Source organism: Geomonas subterranea, from assembly GCF_019063845.1.
GTDB classification, from domain to species: domain Bacteria; phylum Desulfobacterota; class Desulfuromonadia; order Geobacterales; family Geobacteraceae; genus Geomonas; species Geomonas subterranea.
The window spans coordinates 2357038-2381278 of sequence record NZ_CP077683.1 but is presented as its reverse complement, the minus strand read 5'-3'; the positions used below and the strand labels follow the sequence as shown (position 1 = coordinate 2381278).

Below are 24241 nucleotides of genomic sequence, written 5' to 3'. Positions count from 1 at the left end.
TATGGCACTGCAGCAAAGCTATCTGGATTTTGAGAAGCCACTGGCGGAACTGGACAAGAAGATCCAGGAACTGCTTGCATTTTCCACCCAGGGGGTCGATCTCTCTGCCGAGGTCGCCAAACTCGAGGTGAAAGCCGCGGAGATGCGCGAGGAGATGTTCGCCAACCTTTCCCGCTGGCAAACGGCCCAGGTGGCCCGCCATATCAACCGTCCCTTCACCCTTGACTACCTGAGCCTCATCTTCACCGAGTTCGTGGAACTCCACGGCGACCGCAACTTCGGCGACGACCATGCCATCGTGGGCGGTCTCGCCAGGCTGGACGGCGAGCCGGTGATGGTGATCGGTCACCAGAAGGGGCGCGACACCAAGGAGAAGGTGTTCCGCAACTTCGGCATGCCCAATCCGGAAGGGTACAGAAAGGCGCTGCGCCTGATGGAAATGGCCGAGCGGTTTAGGCTTCCCATCATCACCTTCGTCGACACCCCGGGTGCCTTCCCCGGCATCGGCGCCGAGGAGCGCGGCCAGGCCGAGGCCATCGCCCGTAACCTGAGGGAAATGTCCCGTCTCACCGTGCCCATCATCGTCGTGATCACCGGCGAGGGTGGCTCCGGCGGCGCGCTCGCCATCGCTGTGGGCGACCGTATCCTCATGTTGCAGCACTCCGTCTACGCCGTCATCTCCCCGGAAGGGTGTGCCGCCATCCTCTGGTCCGATGGCACCAAGGGTGCCCAGGCTGCCGAGGCGCTGAAGCTGACCGCCAGGGACATCAAGGACCTCGAAGTCATCGACGAGATCGTCCCCGAGCCGGCCGGCGGCGCGCACCGCGATCACGAGGCCATGGCGAAGAACCTTCACGAGGCGCTCTCCAGGAACCTGAAGGAGCTGAAAGGGATCCCGGCTGACGAGCTGATCGAGCTGCGCTACCAGAAGTTCAGAAAGATGAGCCGCTTCGCCGAGTAATACGGTAGAGCGGAATATATAGAGAGGGGGGCATGGCCTTGGGGCCATGCCCCCTTTTTTTTGCGCGCCTGGAACGGCGCGTGGTGCGCAAGCACAATTAAATCAGCCATGGTGGCTGGTTCATGACCCGCCTTTGCCTTTCATGCTGTCCGAACATTTACCACGCTTTATAGCTCCTGCTGCTACTCCAGTCTCAAGCCAGATGTCCCTGCTGTGTCAGTACTGATACTTCAACGTTTTCAATTGGTCACTTCTAACCACAACGTCATTTTCTCGTATAATACTTGCACGGTTTGTGATCACAATCACTAACCTGTTGATATGGCGGGGCGTTGCCAGGAGTGGAACATTAAAGAATGGCTATATCACGTTCCCGTGCTGTGATATGGCGACTCCTCTGTTTGAATCTCTCTTAGAGGCGAAATATATTTTTTCGAATAGCTAAATGTATATCTTTAGTTATATTGCAACGTGCTGTTTTTTATGGTAGTCCTCTGTAATTTTTTTTAGACAGTTCTTTCGAACTGTCTTTTGCCCAAAAGTAAGTCCTGTACATTGGTTAGAGCAATGTGATGAACGTCTGTTATGATTTTTGATTATTAATTAGTGAAGGAGGTGAAGCTCAAGGGGAAGGTTGGTGTTGTGGTTGAATTGTTAATATTATGAATTAACTAATTAAAAGGAGGGAGTCTATGAGGAAGTTGTTTTGGCTTTTCATGATGCTGTTGCTTGCAGCTTGCGGAGGCGGAGGCGGCACTACTGCAAACACACCGGCAGCGGGTAAAGGGACGCTGTCTCTTGAACTGATACAAGCGCCAAGGAGCCAGGCTGCAGCCAAGATGGTTGCCAACCTGCCCACTACTGAACCTGGCCGGTACAGGGTCGTGCTCAACGAGATTAATACGCATTACAGGGCGGTCGTAGACGGAGCTGTCGGGGAAACCGTAGCCCCCGTAGTTTTGCCGGTCGGCACCTACACTGTGGAAGCCGTTTATTACGAGGGCGGAACCCCGAACGTGCTGATGCAGTATGGCAAGTCCGCCAGCAATGCCGTTATTGCTAATGGTGCCAACACCATATCTGCAGTGACCTTGGCTGATGTTGCTGTCACCATGACGACTCCTGCATCGACCGTTTCCGGGGAAGTCTATACCGTGGGTGTCATTCCCGCAGCTGATCTTGCGGCGAAGGGCTTGCAGGATGCATGGTCCCTGACAAGCAGGACCACGGCTTTCCCGGGGCGGCAACACCTTGCTGCAACGCCATCTACTACCCACACTGGATTAGTAGCACCGGCAGTTAGCCAAGCCACCAGTAACCTCTATTTTCAAGCAGAGTTCTTCATGAAGTCGGACCTTCTGAAAGCAGGTGAGTCCGCGAGCAACTGGGCCTTCTTCAAAGAGGCATCGGCTTCCCTTAGCGTGCCTACGGTTACTGCAAGCGTCAGTGTCGACCTGACCGACACCCAGAAACCGGTCGTCAAGGCCTTCAGTGTTCCTGGCACAAAAGTGGGTACCACTGGGCCGGTAGCAGGGATCAGCATCTACGCAACGGACAATGGTGGGGTTAAGGATTACGCGATTACAACCTCGACAGACCCGGATCCGGCGTCAGCGCCGGCACCAACCGTGTGGACTACCAATCCTGTCTTTGATTACCAAGGCACCCTGGATAACACAGATCGTACGGTCTATCTCTTTGCATGGGCAAGGGATTTTAAAAATAACGAGTCTGTACAGGTGGCCGGCGTAACCAACCAGAAGATCGTGTTCAACAACTCCCCCGCGATCACGAACTTCGTCGCTCCTTACACCGTGCAGATGGATAGCAACGCTATCCCGGTCACCATCCAAGGTAAAGGGTATGTTGGCGGCACCCTTGAGTGCGCGATATCTGAGAGCCCCACTTTCCCGGCAAGCGCTACTTGGCACACCATGGATACAGTGAATGGAACGACATCCGCCACTTTCGATTATGACTCGGGAATCACCCAGGTGGCAGGTGGAAGATACAATGTACCTCTCTATGCCTGGATCAGAGACGCAGCTGGTCATTCCCCGTCCGCTGCACGTTCGGTAGTTGTCAGCGATAGCCCGCAGATAACTGTACTTACTGCAACCGGTGCGGCCACCGGCAATATAGCCTCGATCAACCAACTGGAGTACGTGGTCAAGTCTGGCAGGACCATCGCTGGCTATGCCGTAACCACCACCAGTGCCAAGCCTGCTGCAACTGCGTTCACCACAGGCCTGCCGACTCTGCCGCTCGAGTTTGACTTCACCGGCAGTATAATCTCCACTAACCCCACAACCAGGGCTCTTTATGTCTGGCTCAAGGACACTGAGGGCGCAATCTCCTCCCAGAGGGGCGTCAGTGTAACGCTCGCCGCTCCAACCGTTACACCGTAATTGGCATATAAATTTGCTGTGGAAGAGGCGGGTGCATAACCCGCCTCTTTTTTTTGTGGAAGGCAGGGCGCTGCGCGCGCCCTGGAACATACAGAAGATTAAGGGAGTTGAGAGAAAGTAACAGAATCCGATGTGCAGGAACAGCGAGGGTGAAGTAAGGATCTATCCAATGACCAGCGACGCCGCGTGCAGGAGGATACCGATCATGCCGCCCACCAGCGTCCCGTTCATCCTGATGAACTGCAGATCGGACCCGATGCTGAGCTCGATCTCGTTGATGAACTCCTCGTTTTCCCACTCCTTCACGGTCCCGGAGATGTGTCTGGCAAGGCCGCTCCTCAGATCGCCCGCGTACTTTCTCACCACCCCTTCCAGGTGCTCATTGATGGAATCCCCCAGTTCGCCGCATTGGGAAAGGGTGTTCCCCAGCGCCACTGCCGCGTCGGCGATCTTTTTCTGGATGCTCGAGTGCTCCCGGTCCAGGTCCTGCACCATCCAGTTCTTCAGGTCGCTGACCAAACCCTTCGCGTAGTGGGAGAGTTGCTGGTTATCAACCAGTTCCCGCTTCAGCTCCGCTACCTTTTCCCGCATCCCTTCGTCGTGCCTGAGCCTCACGATGAAGTCGCTCACGGCCCGGTCGAATTCGTGCCGCAGCTCGTGGGTCGGGTCCGCGTTCACTGCATCGAGGAACCCGCTCACCTTCTTGACGATCTTCTCACCGGCGTTCCGGGAGAACTGGGGACGGTTCGGGATGAACTTGCTCAAAAGCGGATACTCCGCGTCCACCCAGTTGTCCAGGGCCACTGCCACCTTCTCCTGCGACTCCGGTGTCGCCAGCCAGCCCCCCAGGCGCTTCAAGAGCTCGTCGAGCACCACCTGATGCCTGCTATCCTTCCTCAGACTATCGAAGAGGTTCGCAGCCGAGGTCGCCGCGTCGAACCTGTCGATCCGATCCCCCAGCGCAGCGCTCACCACCTTGCTGACACGCTCGTCCTCCAAAAAATCGATGGATTCAGAGATGACGCGGGTGATTCCCCTGGCCAGTCCCGCGGCGTTGTCACGGTCAAGGAGGTAGTTGCACAGGTGCCTCGCGGGGTCGAATTCCCGCATCCGCTCCACCAGCACCTCGGTGGCGAGAAACTTCTCCTGTATGAACCGCCCCATGTTGTCGGCGATACTCTCCTTCTTCTCCGCGACGATGGCGGTGTGCGGGATGGGGAGCCCCAGCGGGTGCCGGAACAGGGCGACGACGGCGAACCAGTCCGCCAAAGCGCCGACCATGGCTGCCTCCGCGAAGGCGGCGACCCAGGCCCAGGGGCCGGTGCCGTGGTTAAACCGGGCCACGATGAAAAGCAGGGCGGCACCCACCAATAGGGCGCCGGCAACGGCCTTGTTCTTTTTTAGTGCGAGTTGTCTGGTATCCATCTGCTTCTACTCCTTGTTTCCTGGCGTTGCTCCCGCCGGTGGCGGCCCACCTTTTTATCAGGTTGCCGGAAACAAGGCAATAACCAGAATCGCTCCACTCTAAATGGTAATCCCCCCCGCTGGTCCGGTGACGGCGACATGGCCGGTCACCTGGGGAGGGTGCATGGTCATGTCGAACATCACCAGCTCGTTGCCGCTCATCATGTACAGCCGCGCCCCGTCCGCGCTGAAGGTCATCGGCCCGGGAGGGTAGGCGTTGGTGAAGAAGAGGCCGGTGCCGGGGGGGATGGACGAAACGTCATAGATGGCAAAGTTACCCTCTCCCCCGGCAGGTTCGGCGTACCCCATGAGCAGCAGGTGTCCATCCGGGCTGAGCGCGGAGCCGTTGACCTCGCCGCTTCCCACCGTCGACAGCAGTACCGGAGGGGTGGCTGCCGCATCGAAGACGTTTATGCCCCCCTGCCTGAAACTCGCGATGGCGTAGGATCCCGTCGGATTGACGTAGACGAATTCGGGGCTCTCGTTTTGACCCTCTACCGTAGCGATCAGGACCGGTGCGCTGGCGGTGATGTCATAGACCGAGAGGCTGTCGTTGATGGTGTCATCCTTGGGACCGCCGGCCACGAACAGGCGTTTGCTATCTGGCGACACCGCCATGCCGTGGAACAGCAGGCCGCGCACTGGTGTGGTGTTTACCAGTACAGGCGGGTTCACGGTGAGGTCGATGATCTTGATGGTTCCCGCGTCCATGGGACCGCAGCTGACGAAAGCCCTCGTCTGTTCGGGGTCGACCGCTATCGCGTAGGGTACCGCCCCCAGGGACAGGGTGGCCACGGTCTCCATGGGGGCGGTCGTCGTGTCTACTATGCTGACGCTGTCTGAGCCTCTATTGATCACGTAGAGGCGCGTCTTGCTCCTGTTGGTGACCAGACTTGCCGGCTGCACACCCACCTTGATCGTCTCAACCAGCTTGGGTTTGTTTTTGCCGATGTCCATGACGCACACGCTGTCGCCTGTTTTCTGGGAGAAGTAGAGATACTGCTGACCGTCTCTTTTGTAGGACTTGGTCATGTGGAGCCTCCTTCATAAGGGTTGAGTCGCGGTTATGCGACACGGAGATGTCTGAACCGGAACCAAAGAAGGGTATCAGAGTGCTATTAAAAATCTATAATCAAGAATCCGCGATAAGCGGGCTGACTGGAAGCAACAGTGACGGCCGGGGGTGGGGTTAAAACTTGCGGTTGCTACAGCACCATGCTATGAGTACCATTTGTCCAGTCAACCGGGGAGACCCAGGTAAGGAGCTAACATGCAGGAGCGTTTACAGAAGATACTTTCACAGGCCGGAATCGCCTCGCGCCGCGAGTCTGAAACCATAATCGCCGCGGGGAGGGTGGCCGTCAACGGCGTCGTGGTCACCGAACTTGGGACCAAGGCCGACCCCGATACCGATACCATCACCGTGGACGGCAAGTCCATCACCGTGACCGAGCAGCGGGTCTACCTGCTCCTCTACAAACCGGTCGGCTACATGACCACCATGAAGGACCCGGAAGGGCGCCCCATCGTCACCGATCTGCTGAAGGGGATCAAGGAGCGCGTCTATCCCGTCGGCCGCCTCGACTACAACACCGAAGGGCTGTTGCTTTTGACCAACGACGGGGCCTTCGCCAACATGCTGATGCACCCAAGCCACGAGGTGGACAAGGGTTATCTCGTGCGGGTGAGCGGGCAGGTTTCGGCCGAGCAGATCCGGAGGCTTGCCGAGGGGGTGAAACTCGAGGACGGCATGACCGCGCCGGCCAAGGTCCTTCCGGTGAGTGAAAGCGAGAACAACTCCTGGATATCCATCACCATCCACGAGGGACGCTACCGCCAGGTGCGTCGCATGTGCGAGGCCGTCGGGCTGAACGTGGTGCGTCTGAAGAGGTCGCGCTATGACTTTCTCGTGATCGGCGACATGAAACCGGGCGACTTCAGGCACCTCACCGCCGACGAGGTGGCGAAACTCCGGCGGAAAACGGTTCCCACCGGCACCGGGCGAGGCCCGAGGAAAACGGGAGTGGTGGCGAGACGGAAGGTTACGCCGCGTAGATGACAGATCACCTGGCGCCTTGGCCGGTACGGAGCAGAAGAAAAGCCGCCTTTGGGGCGGCTTTTTTCATAGGTATATTGAAACTGCGACTCGGGCGGGATCAGGCCGGGCAGCTTCCGGAATCGTCCTGAGGCGACTCCGGAAAGCCCGAACCGTCCCACTGGAGGCAGACAGGCATCATTACATGTTGTCCTACGCGCTCATCTGCTGCTTTTGTTTCGGCACGCGCGGCGTCTTCGCGGGCTTTTTTTCGGCACCGCCCTTGGCGGCCAGTTTTGCCGCCCGCACGGCGCGTGCCTTGGCGAGGTTGTCCGCAAGCCCCTTCTCCTGCGCCATCCTTCTGCGCGCCTCGGAGAAATTCTTTGCGGTCAGGGCCTGGTTGCTGGGGATACCGAACTGTTTGCGGTATTCACCGGGCTTTATCCCGTGGACCTGGGCCAGGTGGCGCGCAAGTGTCTTCATGCCGCTCTTGCCGCAGAGCATGCAGCTTATCTGGTCTGGCTGGAAGGCCTTCTTCAGGGTGACGGCCGGACCTTTGCCCTCACCCCGTTCCACCCCCTCGCCAGTTTCCACTTCTAGCTTCTGCAGGGCGCCATGCACCTTCTGCAGCTCAAGAAGCAAATCGTCGCCTGACATCTCTGTAACCGAGGCATGTGATGAGACAATGCTTGCCGTCAATTCGAGCAGTGATGATGCCATTGTTCGCTCCTCCTTTTATATTTTTAAGGTGCGTTAAATGAGACGCATATTATTAAACTATACACAGGTTTAAAATCAAGGGATAAATCACATGTGTAAACAAAAAAGTTGACTGGCTTCACAAAATTCTGCTAGTTTCCAGCGCTGATTGCATGGCCGGAGGCGGCCGCGAGACAATGAGGGGACTTAGGCATGGGGAAAATTGTAATAGACGAAATGCGTTGCAAAGGTTGCGGTATCTGCACCATTGCTTGCCCGAAGAAGCTGATCAGGCTGTGCGAAAAGGTCAATATCCAGGGTTATGCACCGGCTGAAGCTCCCAATCAGGAGCAGTGCACCGGTTGCGCTCTCTGCGCCGAAATCTGTCCCGATGTTGCCATAACTGTCTTCAAGTAATTTCTTCGTTCACACTGAAAAAGTGTTGCCTGCTGATAGATCGACAGAGCGCGGTGCATCGCCCTGAGCGCGTCGACTGCCCGGGGTGCATCCCGGCCGGCAGGATCTGTGGGAGGGTCAATTGTCTAAACGGCTTTTTGTTAAGGGTAACGAGGCTGCCGCCATGGGCGCGGTCGAAGCCGGCTGCCGCTACTACTTCGGTTATCCCATCACCCCGCAAAGCGATATTCCCGAATACCTTTCGCGCGAGCTCCCCGGGCTGAACGGCGAGTTCATCCAGGCCGAGAGCGAGATCGGGGCCATCAACATGCTCCTTGGGGCCTCCGCCACCGGTGTGCGCGCCATGACCTCCTCCTCGAGCCCCGGCATCTCCCTGAAGCAGGAGGGGATCTCCTACATGGCCGGAGCCGAGCTCCCCGGCGTCATCATCAACATCTCCCGTTCCGGTCCCGGGCTTGGCGGCATCGACGCCTCCCAGTCGGACTACTTCCAATGCGTGAAAGGTGGCGGCCACGGCGGTTATCACATCCCGGTCCTCGCCCCCAACTCGGTGCAGGAGATGTACGACCTCACCATGCACGCCTTCGACCTCGCCGACCTGTACCGCACCCCGGTCATGCTCCTGGGGGATTCCGTGATCGGCCAGATGAAAGAGGCGCTCGTTCCGAACCCGCGCCCGGTGCGCGAGCTCCCGGCCAAGGGATGGGCGGTGCGCGGCAAGAGCGGTGCGGAGCAGCGCGTGGTCAAGTCCCTGTTCCTGGGTGACGGCGAGCTCGAGGCCCACAACTGGCACCTGCACGCAAAGTACAAGGTGATGAAGGAGAAGGAGTGCATCTCGGAGGAGTACGAGACCGCGGACGCACGCCTCATCGTCGTCGGCTTCGGTTCCGTCTCCAGGATCGCCCACACCGCCGTGACCATGGCGCGGGCGGAGGGGATGAAGGTGGGGCTGTTCCGTCCGGTCACCCTGTTCCCGTTCCCCGAGAAGGCGCTGGAGGAAGCGGCGGGGCGGGCCGGCAAGGTGCTGGTCGTCGAGCTCAACACCGGACAGATGGTCGAGGACGTCCGTCTCAGCGTAGGCGCAGCCGCCCAGGTCTCCTTCTACGGCAGGCCGCCGGGAGCGGGCTCCCTCCCGTCGCCGGAGGAGCTGCTCGAAGTGATCAGGAAGAACTACGGCGAGACGGCGCGCTAGGCCGGGAAAGGGGTTGATCCATATGCAACAGGTTTTCAAAAGACCGCAAAGTTTGAAGGACGTGCAGACCCATTTCTGCCCCGGCTGCCACCACGGCACCATCCATCGGCTGGTGGCCGACGCCATGGACCTTTACGGGGTGCAGGAACAGACCATAGGTGTCGCGTCGGTCGGCTGCTCCGTCTTTCTGTACGGCTATTTCGATATCGACGTGGTGGAGGCTCCTCACGGCAGGGCTCCCGCCGTGGCCACGGGCGTCAAGCGCGCCAAGCCCGGCAGCTTCGTCTTCACCTACCAGGGTGACGGCGACCTGGCCGCCATCGGCACCGCCGAGATCATCCACGCCGCCAACCGCGGCGAGGACATCACCGTCGTCTTCGTGAACAACACCACCTACGGCATGACCGGCGGCCAGATGGCTCCGACCACCCTGGTGGGGCAGAAGACGTCCACCTCCCCCTACGGCAGGGACAAGTCCAAGGACGGCTCCCCCATAAGGATGGCGGAACTGCTGGCTCAACTGGGTGGCGTTGCCTACTCCGCGCGGGTCGCGGTCGATTCACCCAAGCACGTACTGGAGGCCAAGAAGGTGATCCGCGAGGCGTTTGGCTACCAGGCCCAGGGGAAGGGATTCTCCTTCGTCGAAGTGTTGTCCGCCTGCCCGACCAACTGGGGGATGAACCCCCTCAAGGCCAATGCGAGGATCGGGGAGGAGATGATCCCCTACTTCCCGCTGGGCGTGTTCAAGAAGGAAGAGTAGGGGGGCGGGACCTTCTCTTCCTCTACCTTTAGGGGGGGAAGGGGCGAGGGCGTTGCTATCGGCCAAGCAGTTGCACGTGGCTTCCCTCTCACCCGGCCTGCGGCCATTCTCTCCCGGCGGGAGAGGGGGACCTGGCGAAGTAGATGAGAACGCGGAACGAATGTCATACCTTGAACGAGGTTCGGAGGGACGCGGATGCGTAAAGATGTCTTGATAGCAGGGTTCGGTGGCCAGGGTGTCCTTCTGGCCGGCAACCTGCTCTCCTATGCGGCGATAGATGAAGGTAAAAATGTAAGCTACTTTCCCGCCTACGGGGTCGAGAAGCGGGGCGGTTCGGCCACCTGCACGGTGGTGATCGCCGACGGCGCGGTCGGCTCGCCCGTGGTGGGGCAGCCCTCGGTGCTGGTGGTGCTGAACCAGGCCTCCCTGGAGCGTTTCGGCGCCCGGGTCCGCCCGGGTGGCATTCTCATCGTGAACTCCTCGCTGGTCGACGTCTCGGCCCTGAACCGCACCGACATCCAGGTCGTGACGGTTCCCATGAACGAGATAGCAACCGAACTGGGCGATCTCAGGATGGTGAACATGGTGGCGGTGGGGGCCTATGTCGCCCTTACCGGCGCGGTGCAGCTCCCCTCCCTCGTCTCGGCGCTCTCCCAGGCGCTCCCCGAGCGCAACCACAGGTTCATCCCGGCCAACGTCAAGGCGATAGAAACTGGCGCAGAGGCGGCAAGGGCGAAAAAAGAAGCTTGACTTTGCCGGCACTGTTCTGGTATTAAACTGGTCTCTCGCGATGGGGTATCGCCAAGCGGTAAGGCAACGGACTCTGACTCCGTCATCCAAGGTTCGAATCCTTGTACCCCAGCCATACCATCCCCAGCTTCATTGCAAGCTGCAACATAGTTAGGTCCCATCGTCTAGTGGTTAGGACACCGGCCTTTCACGTCGGTAACAGGGGTTCAAGTCCCCTTGGGATCACCACCTTAAAACAGCGCCAGAAGCAGGGCGCTGTTTTTTTTTAACCTGAGCCAGCGGAACAGGCTGCCGTAGCGTCAGTGGTCGCCGCGCCCTCCCCACAGGTTGCTCTAACGTGAGATAGAAACAGGACGGAGAAAGTCGATGACCAAGACAGTGACCGTTTCAGGCAGAACCTCCCCGGTGCAGCAGTCGCGATCCCGCTTCCTCAGCATTACCTGCCCTCCCGCGCTTCTTTCATTTTCCCTTCTACTCCTGATCGCCGTTTTTCAATTGGCCCTGGTCGCCCCGCTCCAGGCGGCCGAGAACGTCTTCACCAGCGTGAGCGCCATCAAGGAAGAGGCGGGTCGTTTCGCGGGGGAGGGGAAACTGTTTCTGAAGGGGCCTGTGGATCCCTATCTCACGGGGACCTTCGTGACCGCCGGTCTCTTCGGCCTTACCTACCTCTTTGACGAGGACATACGGAACGAGTTCGCCGGCTCACACCACGGGGTGATGAGGGGAATAACGGATGCCGGCAACACTGTCAGCAACCCGCTGCTCCACCTCGGCGTCGCCGCCGCCTTCTACGGCACCGGTGCCGTCACCGACCAGGTGAAGGTCATGCAGTTGGGCGAGGAGATGGGGGAGGCCCTGCTGCTCGCCGACGGCGCCACCTTCGTGCTCAAAGGGGCCATCGGGCGGGGACGCCCGTACCAGACCGGCAGCAACTCGAGTTATCGTCCCTTCCAGTTCAAGGATGGCTACGATTCTCTTCCCTCGATGCACACCGCGAGCTCCTTCGCCCTGGCCCATGTCGTCGCCGCCAAGACGGAGAGCATCTACGGCAAGGCCGCCTGCTATGCCGCCGCCAGCCTGGCCGGATTCTCGCGGGTGTACCAGACCAAGCACTGGGCGAGCGACGTGATATTGGGGGCGGCCATCGGCGAACTGGCCGGCGCCGCGGTCACCAGGTACCGTTCTGCCCCCGCCGGAAGCGTCACCGTGGCGCCGGTGGCCATTGAGGGGGCGCCCGCTCTGGCCCTGCTGGGGAGGTTCTAGTGTGACGGGCGGGGTAGCTCCGGCCGCAATCACTGGAAGAACAAAATTTGCAACAGTTGGACTCATATAAGGAGCTTCGCATGCTGAGCGCAGTCATCTTCGATTTCGACGGGATCATCGTGGACACCGAGCCGTTGCACTACAAGGCGTTCCAGGAACTGCTGGTGCCGCTTGGCCTGGGCTATTCCTGGGAGGAGTACCTCGATCTCTACATCGGGTTCGACGACCGCGACGCCTTCCGCGAGGCGTTCCGGGTGCACGGCCGTCCCCTCGCCGACGCGGAGCTCAGGGAACTCATCAAGGGGAAGGCGGAGGCCTTTCTGGATATCGTTTCCGTCGGCGTCGCGCCGTACCCGGGGGTGGTGGAACTCATCCGCTCCATCTCCGGCAATCTCCCGCTCGCCCTTTGCAGCGGCGCCCTGAAAAGCGACATCGAACCGATCCTGGCCCAGCTGGGGCTGACCGAAGCCTTCGATGTCAAGGTGACCGCCGACGAGGTCGCGGCGAGCAAGCCCGATCCGGAAAGTTACCGCCTCGCCGTGCAGCGGCTCCAGGAGCGTTTCCCCGGCAAGGTGGACGCTGCTTGCACGATCGCCGTCGAGGACACGCCTGCAGGCATCGCCTCGGCGACCGGTGCCGGACTAAAAGTTCTTGCGGTGACCAACAGCTACCCGAGGGAGCGCCTGACCGGCGCCTGCCGCGTGGTCAATTCCCTTTCCGGCATCGACCTCGAGGGGCTGCGCCTGCTGGTCTGATCTCATGCTGAAACCCGCCGCCATCGACACCATACTCCCCGACCTGCTCGCTGCGCTGCAAGAGCGCAACGTCGCCGTGCTGCAGGCGCCTCCGGGGGCGGGGAAGACCACGCGGGTGCCGCTTGCCCTGCTCGATGCGCCTTTCCTGGACGGCGGCCGCATCATCATGCTGGAGCCGCGTCGCCTGGCCGCCGTGAACGCCGCCCGCTACATGGCGCAGTGCCTGGGCGAGGAGGTCGGTAAGACGGTCGGCTACAGCATCCGCTTCGAGCGTAAGGTCTCCAAGGCGACCCGGATCGAGGTGGTGACCGAGGGGATCCTGGCCCGCCGGCTGCAGAGCGACCCGGTCCTGGAAGGTGTGGCGGCGGTCATCTTCGACGAATTCCACGAACGAAGCCTCACCTGCGATCTCTCCCTTGCCCTTTGCCGCGACGTCCAGCTCGGGCTGCGCGAGGAGCTGCGCCTGCTGGTGATGTCGGCGACCCTGGACGCCGGGCCGGTCGCCCGGCTGCTGGGAGATGCGCCGCTTATCACGAGCGAGGGGCGGCACTTCCCTGTCGAGGTGCGCTACCTGAAGAGCGAGCCGACGGCCAGGCTTGCTGAGACGGCGTGCGCCGGGGTCATGAGGGCGCTGGCGGAGACCGAAGGGGACGTCCTGGTCTTCCTGCCGGGAGCTGGGGATATCAGGCGCTGCGAAGGTATCCTGCAGGGGCTGCTCGGCTCTCAGGTGATGATCGCGGTCCTGTACGGGGACCTCCCGTTCGCGGCGCAGGAGCGGGCCATCCTCCCTGGAGACCGCCGCAAGGTGGTGCTCGCCACCAACATAGCCGAGACCAGCCTCACCATTGAAGGGGTGCGGGTGGTGGTTGATACCGGCTACTCCCGCCAGCTCCGTTACGATCCCTCGACCGGCCTGAATCGCCTCGACACCATGCGCATCTCGGCGGCCTCCGCCCAGCAGCGTGCCGGTCGTGCCGGCAGGGTCGCCCCCGGTGTCTGCTACCGTCTCTGGAGCGAGCACACCCAGAATACCCTCCTTCCCTTCACCCCGCCCGAGATCAAGGTTTCCGACCTGGCTCCCCTGGCGCTTGACCTGGCGCAGTGGGGTGTCGCCGACCCCGCGTCGCTGAGCTTTCTCGACGAGCCTCCGGCTCCCCATCTCGCCGAGGGGCGCGCGTTGCTGCGCTCCTTGGGCGCCCTCGACCAGCGCGGCGCCATCACCGGACTCGGCCGCAGGATGGCGGCGCTCCCCATGCACCCGCGCCTTGCCGCCATGCTGATCGGTTCTCTCGATGCCGGCTGTGCCCCTCTCGCCTGCACCCTGGCTGCCATCCTCTCCGAGCGGGACCTCATGCCGCGCGGCAGCGGCAGCATCTCTGAAAGCGACCTGTTGGACCGGCTGGACGCGGTCGGCGAACGGCGCGACCCGCAGGGCGCGCGGACGGTGGAGCGGCTCGCCGCCTACTTCCGCGGGGCCCTCGGGGCGGCGGACACCCCCCTCCATGCCGACGCGGCCACCGTGGGTCGACTGCTCCTCACGGCCTACCCGGACCGCGTGGCGCGTGAGAGGAGTCCGGGCTCCGGGCGCTACCTGATGGCCAACGGTACCGGCGCCAAGCTCTCCCCGCGCAGTAACGTCAGGGCGCAGCCCTTCATCGTTGCGGTCGAGGTCGAGGGGGGGGGCGGCGAGGCGGACATCCACATGGCGAGCGCCGTTTCCCTGGAGGCGATCCGCTCCGGATGCGTGAACAGCATCACCCGTGAGCGCAGGGTGTTCTGGGACGAGCGTGAGGGGAGGGTGGTGGCCCGGGACGAGGAACGGCTGGGCGCGGTGGTGCTTTCCGAGCGGGCGGCGGTTCCGGAGAAGGAAGAGATAGCTGCGGCACTTTTGCAGGGGATCGTTTCCGGGGCGGGCATCGGTGGGCTGAACTGGAGCGAGCAGGCGGCCCAGTATCGCAACCGGGTGCGCTTCCTGGCCCGGGTGCTCCCCGAAGAGGAATTACCCGACCTCTCCGACCAGGCGCTCAGGGAAAGCGTTGCACAGTGGCTCCTTCCCTACCTGCAGGGGGTGCGGACCCTGGCCCAACTGGCCAAGGTGGACCTGCTGCAGCCGCTCAAGTCTCTGCTCGACTACCGGCGGCAGCAGCTCGTGGAACGGGAGGCCCCCACGCACCTGCAGGTTCCCAGCGGTTCGCGCGTGGCGCTCGAGTACCCGGCGGAGGGAGAACCGTTTCTGGCGGTGAAGCTTCAGGAGATGTTCGGGCTTGCCGAGACGCCGCGGCTGGCGCGGGGGAGGGTGCCGGTGCTGATCCATCTTCTGTCGCCGGCGCGTCGCCCCATCCAGGTTACCGCCGACCTGAAGAGTTTCTGGAACGGAGCCTACAGGGAGGTGTGCAAGGAGTTGAAAGGTCGCTACCCCAGGCATCCCTGGCCGGACGACCCCTGGAACGCGCCCGCGACCAGGCATGTGAAAAAGAGGATGTGAAAAAGGGAGAGGCTGCGGCTTTGCGTTTCTAGTTCATGTTGGTGAACACCAGCGAGCCGTCCTTGTGCAGGTAGCTTCTGATGCTGCCGGTGACTTCGGGGATGCCGGCCCCGGTGTCGAGGTAGTTCCGCGTCACGTTGACGCCGTTTTTCCAGAGTTCGAAATGGACGTGGGGCCCAGTCGATCTGCCGGTCGATCCTGACAGCGCCACGGTCTGCCCCGCCTCCACCTGGTCCCCCACCCTGACCTCGAGCTGGAAATTGTGGCCGTACATGGAAACCATGCCGTCGGCATGCTGGATGGTGACCAGGTTGCCGTATCCGCCGCGCGCTCCGCTCTCTACCACCCTGCCTGCCGCGATCGCCTTTACCCTGGTGCCGGTCGGTACCGCGATGTCCACCCCGTTATGATGCCTCGGGCTGCCGTCGATCGGGTCGTGCCGCATGCCGTACCCCGAGGTGATAACGCCCTGTACCGGAAGTTTCGCATCGATGCCGGAGAAGTCCGGAGCCTCCTTCCCTGATGCCGGCTGCTGCAGCTTCGTGTTTTGCTTGGGCTTCTTTGCCTCGCGCAGCACCCGGACCGCCCCGCTGTTGGTAGGGGCGTTGGTGAAGACCTCAACGCCGTTCTCGTCGGTGTAGCGGAAAAAGTCGGCCTGAGCCGGCGAGACGGCGAGCGCGCAAAGCACCGCTGCAGGCAGGAGTCTGCCAGCCAGCCGTGATGTCCCGTTCCCTCGTAGTGCGACTGCCTTTTTCTTCACCATTAATCCTTCGCCCTAACTCCTGGGCCGCCTGATCCCGCGCTGAAGCCCCCGTACTATAGTAGGATTGCCGGCGCTTTGCAAGTGGCACCTGGTTACCCTTTCGCTGCTCATCACCTGGCAGGCGCCGCCCCTGAAGCGTCTGCAAGTGCAAGGGGGCTGCACTGCCGGTGCCCGGGGGCGAGCCTGCGGCCAGAGCTCAGCCGCGCCTGCGGTCGTTCTACGGGGTGTGTAAATATTAATCAGGAGTAGGGTGCGCTGGGCACTTCTCTTGCTACAGCTAGGACATCGAGCTCAATGGTTCCGTAAGTCCTTGGAACCTCAATCCCCTCAATAAGCATGCTGCTTATTTTTTAGACACTGCTGCACAAAAAGGAGGCTGTACCGTGGAGATGTTCGGGCAAAACGTGTTTAACCAGTCTGTCATGAGAGAGAAGCTGCCGAAAGCTGTTTTCAAGAACCTCAAGAAAACCATAGACGAAGGTCTGCCGCTGGATCCCTCCATTGCAGATGTTGTTGCAGCGGCAATGAAAGAGTGGGCCGTTGAAAGAGGCGCTACGCACTTCACTCATTGGTTCCAGCCGATGACCGGCATCACCGCGGAAAAGCATGACGCCTTCCTTTCGCCCACCGAGAACGGGGCACTGCTGGAGTTCTCCGGTAAAGAGCTAGTCAAGGGCGAGCCCGATGCCTCCTCTTTCCCGAGCGGCGGCTTGAGAGCCACCTTTGAAGCCAGGGGCTATACCGCCTGGGACTGCACCTCGCCTGCCTTCCTGAGAGAAGAGGCTGACGTCGTCACCCTCTGTATCCCCACCGCATTCTGCTCCTACACCGGTGAGGCTCTGGACAAGAAGGTCCCTCTGCTTCGTTCCATGGAAGCGCTTTCCACGCAGGCAGTGCGTGTTCTCAGGCTGTTCGGCAATACCGATGTCACCAGGGTCACCTCGACTGTCGGAGCCGAGCAGGAATACTTCCTGGTCGACAAGTCTTTCTACCTGCAAAGACCCGACCTGATGATGGCCGGCAGAACCCTTTTCGGCGCCATGTCCTCGAAAGGGCAGGAAATGGAAGACCACTACTTCGGCAGCATCAAGGAAAGAGTGCTGTCGTACATGAAGGAAGTGAATGAAGAGCTGTGGAAACTCGGCGTCACCGCTAAAACCCAGCACAACGAAGTAGCGCCCGGACAGTTTGAAATCGCGCCGATTTTTGAAAACACCAACATCGCCACTGACCACAACCAGATGGTCATGGAAGTCCTCAAGCGTGTCGCCCTCAGGCACGACATGGTCTGCCTGCTGCACGAGAAACCGTTTGCCGGCGTCAACGGTTCAGGCAAGCACAACAACTGGTCCATGAGCTCGAACGACGGGCAGAACCTGCTTGAGCCGGGGCACACCCCCCATGAAAATGCCCAGTTCCTGACCTTCCTCATGGCAACCATCAAAGCCGTGGACACCTTTGCCGGGCTCCTGCGCTGCTCCTGCGCCAACGCCGGCAACGACCATCGACTGGGCGCCAACGAAGCACCTCCGGCGATCATCTCGGTCTTCCTCGGCGAGCAGCTTGCCGACATCATCGACCAGATCGTGGCGGGCGTAACGAAATCGTCCTCCCTGAGCGGTCACATGGACATCGGCGTAAATACCCTTCCCTCGCTGCCCAAGGACGCCACCGACAGGAACAGGACCTCCCCGTTCGCCTTTACCGGCAACAAGTTTGAATTCAGGATGCTCGGTTCGTCCTTCTCCATCTCGGGCCCCAACATCATCATCAACACCATCATTGCCCAGGCATTGAAGGAATTCGCCGACGTGCTGGAGAAATCCACCAACTTCGACGCCGACCTCGACAAGCTGCTTCAGGAAACCGCGAAAAAGCACCAGCGCGTGATCTTTAACGGCAACAACTACTCCGACGAGTGGGTTCAGGAAGCAGCGAAACGCGGCCTGCCGAACATCCCCAACACTCCTGACGCGCTCAAGGAGCTGATCTCCAAGGAAGCGGTCGAGGTGTTCGCTGCTCACAATGTATTCAACGACAAAGAAGTCCATGCACGTTACGAAATCATGGTCGAGCAGTACGTCAAGACCCTGAACATCGAAGCGCTCACCATGATCGACATGGCCAACCACAGCATTATCCCTACGGCCATTGAATACGCGACTACCGTGGCATCATCCATCAATGCTGTTACCGCCGTGTCCAGCAAACTGGATGTCTCGACGCAGAAGGAACTGCTGGAAGAACTCAGCGACAAGCTGGCCGCGATGAGCGCCAATACCAAGGCGCTGGAGAAGGCGCTTGAAGACGCCGTTGCCATTGGCGATGCCGATAAGCAGGCGGCCGCATTCAGAGAAAGCGTATTCACCAAGATGCTTGAGCTGCGTACCACCGGTGATGCGCTGGAGAAAATCATAGCTGCCAAATACTGGCCGCTGCCGACCTACAGGGAAATGCTGTTCGTCCTGTAACCCCTGAATCTTTGCCCGACTGAAAGTAGGAGCCCCTTTCGGGGCTCCTATTTTAGCTTTGCCACAGCCGGCACGATCAGTAGGACTGTCTTAACAACAACACTTAATAAGGTAAGGTGCTCGCCGGATTAGTATAGGCGACCCCGCTTGCCCAACTTTTAGGCAGCGGTCTTGCCGCCTTCAGTGCGCGGTAAGGATGTTGGCCGCTTAAGTTGCCGTAATACCGTGTGTGTACTGGCCTTCTTGTGATTGGCCGAAGTATTGCAGTAGAGTTACTAACCATCAATCCGCGGTTTATTAAAACTTGCAATTCTATAGCAAGGTATCTATAATTCGCGGCGCACTGAACGACAAGCGGAGGATAACTGCCTTGAAAAAAGTGGAAGCAATCATAAAACCTTTCAAGCTTGATGAAGTCAAAGAAGCACTCAATGAGATCGGCATCCAGGGTATCACCATCGGTGAGGTGAAGGGGTTCGGTCGTCAGAAGGGGCACACCGAGTTGTACCGCGGCGCCGAGTACGTGGTTGATTTCATTCCCAAAATCAAGATGGAGATCATCGTCTCTGACGAAGTGGTCAGCAAGGTTGTCGACGCCATTGAGCAGGCCGCGAAAACCGGGCGCATTGGCGACGGCAAGATCTTCGTCACTCCCGTGGAAGAGGTGGTTCGGATCAGGACCGGTGAGAGGGGCGAAGACGCTCTCTAACTGGCTGATTCTTTACTTAATTTGAAAGGAGACAGTAGATGACACCAAAACAAGTAGTGGAGTTTGCCAAAGAAAACGGCGTGCTGATGGTCGATTTCAAATTCATGGACTTCGTCGGCATCTGGCAGCACTTCACCGTGCCGATGAGCGAGTTCGGCGAGGATACCTTCGAGGAAGGTCAGGGCTTCGACGGCTCCTCCATCCGTGGCTGGCAGCCGATTCACGCTTCCGATATGATCATACTACCGGATCCGACCACCGCTAAAATGGATCCCTTCACCGCGGTCCCGACCCTCTCCCTGATCTGCGACATCTTCGACCCGATCACCAAGGAAAGCTACTCCCGCGACCCGCGTAACATCGCGAAAAAAGGTGAGAACTATCTCAAGTCGACCGGCCTCGCCGACACCGCATACTTCGGGCCGGAAGCCGAGTTCTTCATCTTCGACGACGTCCGTTACGACTCCACCGCCAACTCCTCCTTCTACGCCGTAGACTCCGTAGAGGGCGCCTGGAACACCGGCCGTGAAGAGTTCCCGAACCTCGGCTACAAGCCGCGTCACAAGGAAGGCTACTTCCCGGTTGCCCCGACCGACTCCCAGAACGATCTCCGCAACGAGATGGTGATGGAGCTCCAGAAGGTCGGCATCCGCGTCGAGTGCCAGCACCACGAAGTCGCCACCGGCGGCCAGGCCGAGATCGACATGCGCTTCTCCTCGATGGTCGACATGGCTGACCAGCTCCAGTGGTTCAAGTACGTCATCAAAAACGTAGCGAACCGCAACGGCAAGACCGTCACCTTCATGCCCAAGCCGCTCTACGGCGACAACGGCTCCGGCATGCACTGCCACATGTCCCTGTGGAAAGACGGCACCAACCTCTTCGCCGGCGACAAATACGGCGGGCTTTCCCAGATGGCTCTGTACTACATCGGCGGCATCATCAAGCACGCCCGCGCCCTATGCGCCTTCACCAACCCGACCACCAACTCCTACAAGCGTCTGGTGCCGGGCTTCGAGGCTCCGGTGAACATGGCTTACTCCAGCCGTAACCGTTCCGCTTCGCTGCGCATCCCGATGTTCTCCTCCAACCCGAAGGCGAAGAGGATCGAGTACCGTACGCCGGACCCGTCCTGCAACGGCTACCTCGCCTTTGCCGCCATGCTGATGGCGGGCCTCGACGGCATCGAGAACAAGATCGATCCGGGCCAGCCGCTGGACAAGGACATCTACGGTCTTTCCCCGGAAGAGCTCTCCACCATCCCGTCCGCTCCGGGGAGCCTGGAGGAGGCGCTCAACGCCCTCAAAGAAGACCACGACTTCCTGCTCAAGGGCGACGTCTTCACCCCGGACGTCATCGACAAGTGGATCGAGTACAAAACCGAAGCCGAAATCAACCCGGTCCGCATGCGTCCGGTACCGCTCGAGTTCGCTCTATACTTCGATATCTAAGCAGTTCAGCTCACACGGGCAGTAAAAAAAAGGCGGGGGAATCCCCGCCTTTTTCGCGTCTTTGGGCGGCACCGGGTTCGGTTGCCAGGAGCGCACCTCCGCCCGGCTCGATGACTGTCACTGCATGGGGAAATCAGGCAGTTCCATGCGATGACCCGGGACGCTTCACGCTTGGGGGGCGCGCCGGTCTTTATCCTTGAAGGCGTTGATAAAAACTGTTACCTTGCCCACTTGCGGCTCCGCGCAGCGCTAGGCCGTCCCCGTTGGGAGAAATCGTTTGCAGCATCATGAGAAAGTAAAAAAGCTGGTGGGGTGGTTTGCCAAGGCTGCCTCGCGCCACGCCGAAGCCATGGAGGCTATGGCCGAAGAGGTGGCCGCCGCGGAGGTGGCCGATCTCGACCGCTTTTACCGCGCCTTGCAGCGTGAAGGGGGAATGGCCGAGTTGCTGCTTCTGCTTGAAGATCCCGATCCCGTTGTTGCCGGCATGGTTGCCGTCTACGCGATGCCGGAAGCTCCCGAACCCTGTGTGGCGAGACTCACCCTGATCGCCGGAGAGCCGGGTTTGATCGGGTTCCGTGCCCAGGCAGCCCTGGAACGTTGGGAGAGGGGCGAGTGGGAAAAGTAGAGACGGCCTCGCGGCCGGAATTGGTAATACAGGGTTCGTGCCCGATTTCATACCCTTGAGGAGGTTAGTGTGTCTGAATTCAACAACGTAACGGTCGTCAAAGAGGCCAATGTCTATTTCGACGGTGGCGTGACCAGCCGTACCATTTTCTTCGCCGACGGGTCCCGCAAGACCCTGGGTATCATGATGCCCGGCGAGTACACTTTCAATACCGGTTCCGCCGAGCTTATGGAGATCATGTCCGGCGAGATGACCGTGCTGCTCCCCGGTTCCCCGGACTGGGTCGCCATCAAGGGAGGGGAGGCCTTCGAGGTGCCGGAAAACTCCAGCTTCCAGCTCAAGGTCACCGCCGTCTCGGACTACTGCTGCTCTTTCCTTTAAAACCAGGACCATTGGCCACGGAGAACATCTGAGGACTTCGGAGAAACCTTCACATGGGGTCGCGCACGTCGTTCCTCGGAAACGCTCCGTGGCTGATGGCCCACGGTAACAAGGTGCTCATGGTCACAGATAAACCTCAGACAGTCGGGCGCTTTGCGCCGTCCCCAACCGGCCCCTTGCACCTGGGTTCACTGGTCGCCGCGCTGGGAAGCTACCTCATTGCGAAGCATGCTGGCGGGTTGTGGCTGCTACGCATGGAGGACCTGGACCTGCCGCGCGTGGTCCCTGGAATCGCCGACGACATGCTTGCGACCCTGGAGAAGCTGGGCTTTCAGTGGGACGGGGAAGTCCTGTATCAGAGCAGGCGCACCGAGCATTACCGGGCCGCCGCCGAGCAGTTGCAGCGGTGCGGCATCGCCTATGCCTGCGGCTGCACCAGGAGCGAGATAGCCCAGATCGCTTCGGCCCCGCATGAAGACGGTCTGGTCTATCCCGGGCTGTGCCGCGACGGACTGCCCCCCGAAAAGGTGGAGAGGGCGCTGCGGGTCAAGGTCTACGACGAGGTCATTTCCTTCGATGACGGGATCATGGGGCGCTACAGCCAGCATCTGACCGCTTCCTGCGGCGATTTCGTCATCCATCGCGCCGATGGTCCCTACGCCTACCATCTCGCCGTGGTGGTCGACGATGCCGCCTCGGGTGTGAACCAGGTGGTGCGGGGATCGGACCTGCTGGCCTCGACCCCCCGCCAGATCTACCTGCAGCGTATCTTTGGTTTCCCCATGCCTTCCTACTTCCATCTTCCGCTGGTCACCGGCCCCGACGGCACCAAGCTCAGCAAGCGTGACAACGCGGTTTCACTCGCTGCCGGGCGCGACCTGGAGCGGGAAGGGGGGAGTCTGCTGTTCGCCGCGCTCCGCTTCCTTGGGCAGGCCCCCCCGCCCGAGCTGCGAAACGCCGCACCGTCCGAGCTTTTGGAATGGGGGAGCGTACACCTCGACCTCCTGGCCATCCCCCGCACCCCCGCGCCTTTCGTCTACCCCTGATCCAGAAATGGCGGGGGCGCCTCATTGGGCAGCGCCGCCGGCGGTGTCTTTTCCCATTTCCGCAGTCCGTTCCTGATCTGATCGCTGAACCTGCCGCTCAGCCCCGGCTCCTTCAGCATGTACCGGATCATCGCGTCGTTGAACGTTTCACACCCCGGCAGAAACAGCAGTGCCAGCAGAGGGAGCATCCGGAGCATCATTCCTTCTTTCTCCTTTTCTCAACCTCGCGCCATTTTTCGAGTTCGGCCTCGGTCACCGGCTGCCATTGGGGCACCGGTGCGGGATGCCAGTTCTCGTCGACCGCCACCATGGTGAAGACGCCGCTAGCGGCGAGGCGCCTGTTGCAGTCGGTGACGTTCTCAGCCTCCACCGTCACCTCGACCTCCATGGACGTGCGTCCCACGTAAATGATCGTGGCGCGGGAGTAGATGACCTCGCCCACGTTGATGGGGGTGTGGAAGGTGATGCGCTGGGCGCAGGCGGTGACGACCCGCTTGCGGGCATAACGCCAGCAGACCACGCCGGCGGTCTTGTCCATGATGCTCATGATCACGCCGCCGAAGATGTTGCCGTAAGAATTGGTGTCTTTAGGGAGCAGCGTCTCGATGAGCTCCGCTTTTCGGTTGTCCATGGAATCTCCTCTATTTGCCGTGTTGGGCGGCGCGCCTGGTCGAAGCCGGCTGGAACGCCCCACATCCGGCGTTTGACCCCTGTGCCACAGGGGCCTTAGTCGTGGTTGGCTGTGGCGGCAGTTGCTGAAATTAGCTTTCTTAATTGTGCGGCCCCGGCCCGCTCCATCGGCCTGCCGGTGATGCTGCTTATGGTGCGGTTACGCCGCTCGTCCTCGGGGTACACCGAGCATTCGATCTCGATACCCTGCTCCTCCAGATAGATGTGCGTGTAATCCTTGATCACGCCCCCTTTCCTGATGGGAACCGTTTCTGTCTCGAATTCGATACCCCGTTCCCGCAGAAGGTTCTCCACCGCTTCCACGGAATCGGAGAAGAGATGGATGTCGATGTCGCTGCGCCCGGTGACCGCGCCGGAGAGGACAGACCCCACCAGGTAGGGGGAGAATTCCTCGAACAGTTCGAGGTACGACAGGGCCCTTACCCGCAGCCCCAGCAGTCGTTGAGGAAGGACCTCCTCTTCCCGGGACCCGATCAGGCGGGCGAGTTCCTCGTGGATCTCCGCGTTGGTCGGGAGGTGGGAGCCCAGGGAGAGTGCCTTCTCCGGGCCGAACCGCTTGGCCGCCTTTCGTTTCGCGTCACGGTACTCCCGGACCCCGTCCTCGTACATGAGCCGGGCAGCTTCGGTGGCGATCATCCCGCGTATCCTGTCATCTTTTCTCATGTGAGGAGTATAGCCGATGGTGCGCGATATGATACGACATTCGGTGCATTGAAGGAGCAAAATTTTTCATGTCATTAAAAAAAGAGGTTGACGGGGAAGGGCTGTTTTGCTATAAACAGGATCTCTGTTGAGCGGGAATAACTCAGTGGTAGAGTGCAACCTTGCCAAGGTTGAAGTCGCGGGTTCGAACCCCGTTTCCCGCTCCAATTAATTAACAAAACCCCGGTAGCCTGAGCGGCTGCCGGGGTTTTTG

The 24241-nt window shown here is 60.4% G+C and carries 23 protein-coding genes and 3 tRNA genes; 19 read left to right on the top strand and 7 right to left on the bottom strand.

Annotated elements, in window-relative coordinates; genetic code table 11:
* Nucleotide 1 precedes the first annotated feature (1 nt).
* Both KP001_RS10315 and KP001_RS10310 read left to right on the top strand, forming a co-directional pair.
* Nucleotides 2-961 (top strand): acetyl-CoA carboxylase carboxyltransferase subunit alpha, encoded by a 960-nt coding sequence (locus KP001_RS10315; protein WP_217289417.1) that lies wholly within the window; start codon nt 2-4, stop codon nt 959-961.
* Nucleotides 962-1653: 692 nt separating this feature from the next.
* Nucleotides 1654-3369, top strand: coding sequence for a hypothetical protein (locus KP001_RS10310; protein WP_217289416.1), 1716 nt, complete (start codon nt 1654-1656; stop codon nt 3367-3369).
* Between the two features lie 162 nt (nt 3370-3531).
* Here KP001_RS10310 and KP001_RS10305 read toward each other — a convergent pair whose 3' ends face one another.
* A complete protein-coding gene (locus tag KP001_RS10305; RefSeq protein ID WP_217289415.1) occupies nt 3532-4794 on the bottom strand; it encodes a DUF445 domain-containing protein in 1263 nt (420 codons plus the stop codon).
* 99 nt (nt 4795-4893) lie between these two features.
* On the bottom strand, nt 4894-5865 hold the full coding sequence (locus KP001_RS10300) for a YncE family protein (RefSeq protein WP_217289414.1): 972 nt from the start codon (nt 5863-5865) through the stop codon (nt 4894-4896).
* 238 nt (nt 5866-6103) lie between these two features.
* Between KP001_RS10300 and KP001_RS10295 the strand changes: the two genes are divergently transcribed.
* On the top strand, nt 6104-6892 hold the full coding sequence (locus KP001_RS10295; RefSeq protein ID WP_217289413.1) for a pseudouridine synthase: 789 nt from the start codon (nt 6104-6106) through the stop codon (nt 6890-6892).
* A 189-nt stretch (nt 6893-7081) separates the two neighbouring features.
* Here KP001_RS10295 and KP001_RS10290 read toward each other — a convergent pair whose 3' ends face one another.
* Nucleotides 7082-7588 carry a Ros/MucR family transcriptional regulator gene (locus KP001_RS10290; protein WP_217289412.1) on the bottom strand — a complete coding sequence of 169 codons (507 nt, stop codon included), beginning with the start codon at nt 7586-7588 and terminating at the stop codon, nt 7082-7084.
* A gap of 192 nt (nt 7589-7780) precedes the next feature.
* Between KP001_RS10290 and KP001_RS10285 the strand changes: the two genes are divergently transcribed.
* From KP001_RS10285 to hrpB, 9 genes are all read left to right on the top strand, one after another.
* Nucleotides 7781-7984: a 4Fe-4S dicluster domain-containing protein gene (locus tag KP001_RS10285; RefSeq protein WP_217289411.1), complete on the top strand. Its 204-nt coding sequence runs from the start codon at nt 7781-7783 to the stop codon at nt 7982-7984.
* 121 nt (nt 7985-8105) lie between these two features.
* Nucleotides 8106-9176 carry a 3-methyl-2-oxobutanoate dehydrogenase subunit VorB gene (locus KP001_RS10280; RefSeq protein ID WP_217289410.1) on the top strand — a complete coding sequence of 357 codons (1071 nt, stop codon included), beginning with the start codon at nt 8106-8108 and terminating at the stop codon, nt 9174-9176.
* A 22-nt stretch (nt 9177-9198) separates the two neighbouring features.
* A complete protein-coding gene (locus tag KP001_RS10275) occupies nt 9199-9936 on the top strand; it encodes a thiamine pyrophosphate-dependent enzyme (protein WP_217289409.1) in 738 nt (245 codons plus the stop codon).
* A 195-nt stretch (nt 9937-10131) separates the two neighbouring features.
* A complete protein-coding gene (locus tag KP001_RS10270) occupies nt 10132-10686 on the top strand; it encodes a 2-oxoacid:ferredoxin oxidoreductase subunit gamma family protein (RefSeq protein WP_217289408.1) in 555 nt (184 codons plus the stop codon).
* Nucleotides 10687-10727: 41 nt separating this feature from the next.
* Nucleotides 10728-10801, top strand: a tRNA-Gln gene (locus tag KP001_RS10265).
* 38 nt (nt 10802-10839) lie between these two features.
* Nucleotides 10840-10914 (top strand) — tRNA-Glu (locus tag KP001_RS10260).
* 138 nt (nt 10915-11052) lie between these two features.
* Entirely contained in the window at nt 11053-11949 is an 897-nt protein-coding gene (locus KP001_RS10255; RefSeq protein ID WP_217289407.1) for a phosphatase PAP2 family protein, read from the top strand.
* An 80-nt stretch (nt 11950-12029) separates the two neighbouring features.
* A complete protein-coding gene (locus KP001_RS10250; RefSeq protein WP_217289406.1) occupies nt 12030-12704 on the top strand; it encodes an HAD family hydrolase in 675 nt (224 codons plus the stop codon).
* A gap of 4 nt (nt 12705-12708) precedes the next feature.
* Complete coding sequence (gene hrpB / locus KP001_RS10245) at nt 12709-15189, top strand: ATP-dependent helicase HrpB (RefSeq protein ID WP_217289405.1); 2481 nt, start codon at nt 12709-12711, stop codon at nt 15187-15189.
* 28 nt (nt 15190-15217) lie between these two features.
* Here the strand turns inward: hrpB and KP001_RS10240 are convergent, their stop codons facing one another.
* Nucleotides 15218-15949, bottom strand: a complete 732-nt coding sequence (locus tag KP001_RS10240) for a M23 family metallopeptidase (protein WP_217289404.1) — start codon at nt 15947-15949, stop codon at nt 15218-15220.
* 392 nt (nt 15950-16341) lie between these two features.
* Here KP001_RS10240 and KP001_RS10235 point away from each other — a divergent pair, with 392 nt between their 5' ends.
* The 6 genes from KP001_RS10235 (at nt 16342) to gluQRS (ending at nt 22635) form a co-directional block, all read left to right on the top strand.
* Entirely contained in the window at nt 16342-18423 is a 2082-nt protein-coding gene (locus KP001_RS10235; RefSeq protein ID WP_239027983.1) for a glutamine synthetase III family protein, read from the top strand.
* Nucleotides 18424-18793: 370 nt separating this feature from the next.
* Nucleotides 18794-19132, top strand: coding sequence for a P-II family nitrogen regulator (locus KP001_RS10230; RefSeq protein WP_129126904.1), 339 nt, complete (start codon nt 18794-18796; stop codon nt 19130-19132).
* Between the two features lie 38 nt (nt 19133-19170).
* Entirely contained in the window at nt 19171-20583 is a 1413-nt protein-coding gene (gene glnA, locus KP001_RS10225) for a type I glutamate--ammonia ligase (RefSeq protein WP_217289402.1), read from the top strand.
* 277 nt (nt 20584-20860) lie between these two features.
* A complete protein-coding gene (locus KP001_RS10220; RefSeq protein ID WP_217289401.1) occupies nt 20861-21208 on the top strand; it encodes a hypothetical protein in 348 nt (115 codons plus the stop codon).
* Between the two features lie 69 nt (nt 21209-21277).
* Complete coding sequence (gene ppnP, locus KP001_RS10215) at nt 21278-21589, top strand: pyrimidine/purine nucleoside phosphorylase (RefSeq protein WP_217289400.1); 312 nt, start codon at nt 21278-21280, stop codon at nt 21587-21589.
* Between the two features lie 119 nt (nt 21590-21708).
* Nucleotides 21709-22635 carry a tRNA glutamyl-Q(34) synthetase GluQRS gene (gluQRS, locus tag KP001_RS10210; protein ID WP_217289591.1) on the top strand — a complete coding sequence of 309 codons (927 nt, stop codon included), beginning with the start codon at nt 21709-21711 and terminating at the stop codon, nt 22633-22635.
* Here the strand turns inward: gluQRS and KP001_RS10205 are convergent.
* The 3 genes from KP001_RS10205 to KP001_RS10195 all read right to left on the bottom strand — a co-directional run bounded on the left by KP001_RS10205 (nt 22626) and on the right by KP001_RS10195 (nt 23988).
* Entirely contained in the window at nt 22626-22835 is a 210-nt protein-coding gene (locus KP001_RS10205; RefSeq protein WP_217289399.1) for a hypothetical protein, read from the bottom strand. The two genes, gluQRS and KP001_RS10205, sit on opposite strands and share 10 nt — an antisense overlap.
* Entirely contained in the window at nt 22832-23266 is a 435-nt protein-coding gene (locus KP001_RS10200; RefSeq protein WP_217289398.1) for an acyl-CoA thioesterase, read from the bottom strand. The genes KP001_RS10205 and KP001_RS10200 overlap by 4 nt, the downstream gene beginning before the upstream one ends.
* Before the next feature lie 95 nt (nt 23267-23361).
* Nucleotides 23362-23988 carry a hypothetical protein gene (locus KP001_RS10195; protein WP_217289397.1) on the bottom strand — a complete coding sequence of 209 codons (627 nt, stop codon included), beginning with the start codon at nt 23986-23988 and terminating at the stop codon, nt 23362-23364.
* A 131-nt stretch (nt 23989-24119) separates the two neighbouring features.
* Between KP001_RS10195 and KP001_RS10190 the strand changes: the two genes are divergently transcribed.
* Nucleotides 24120-24194 (top strand) — tRNA-Gly (locus tag KP001_RS10190).
* Nucleotides 24195-24241 lie beyond the last annotated feature (47 nt).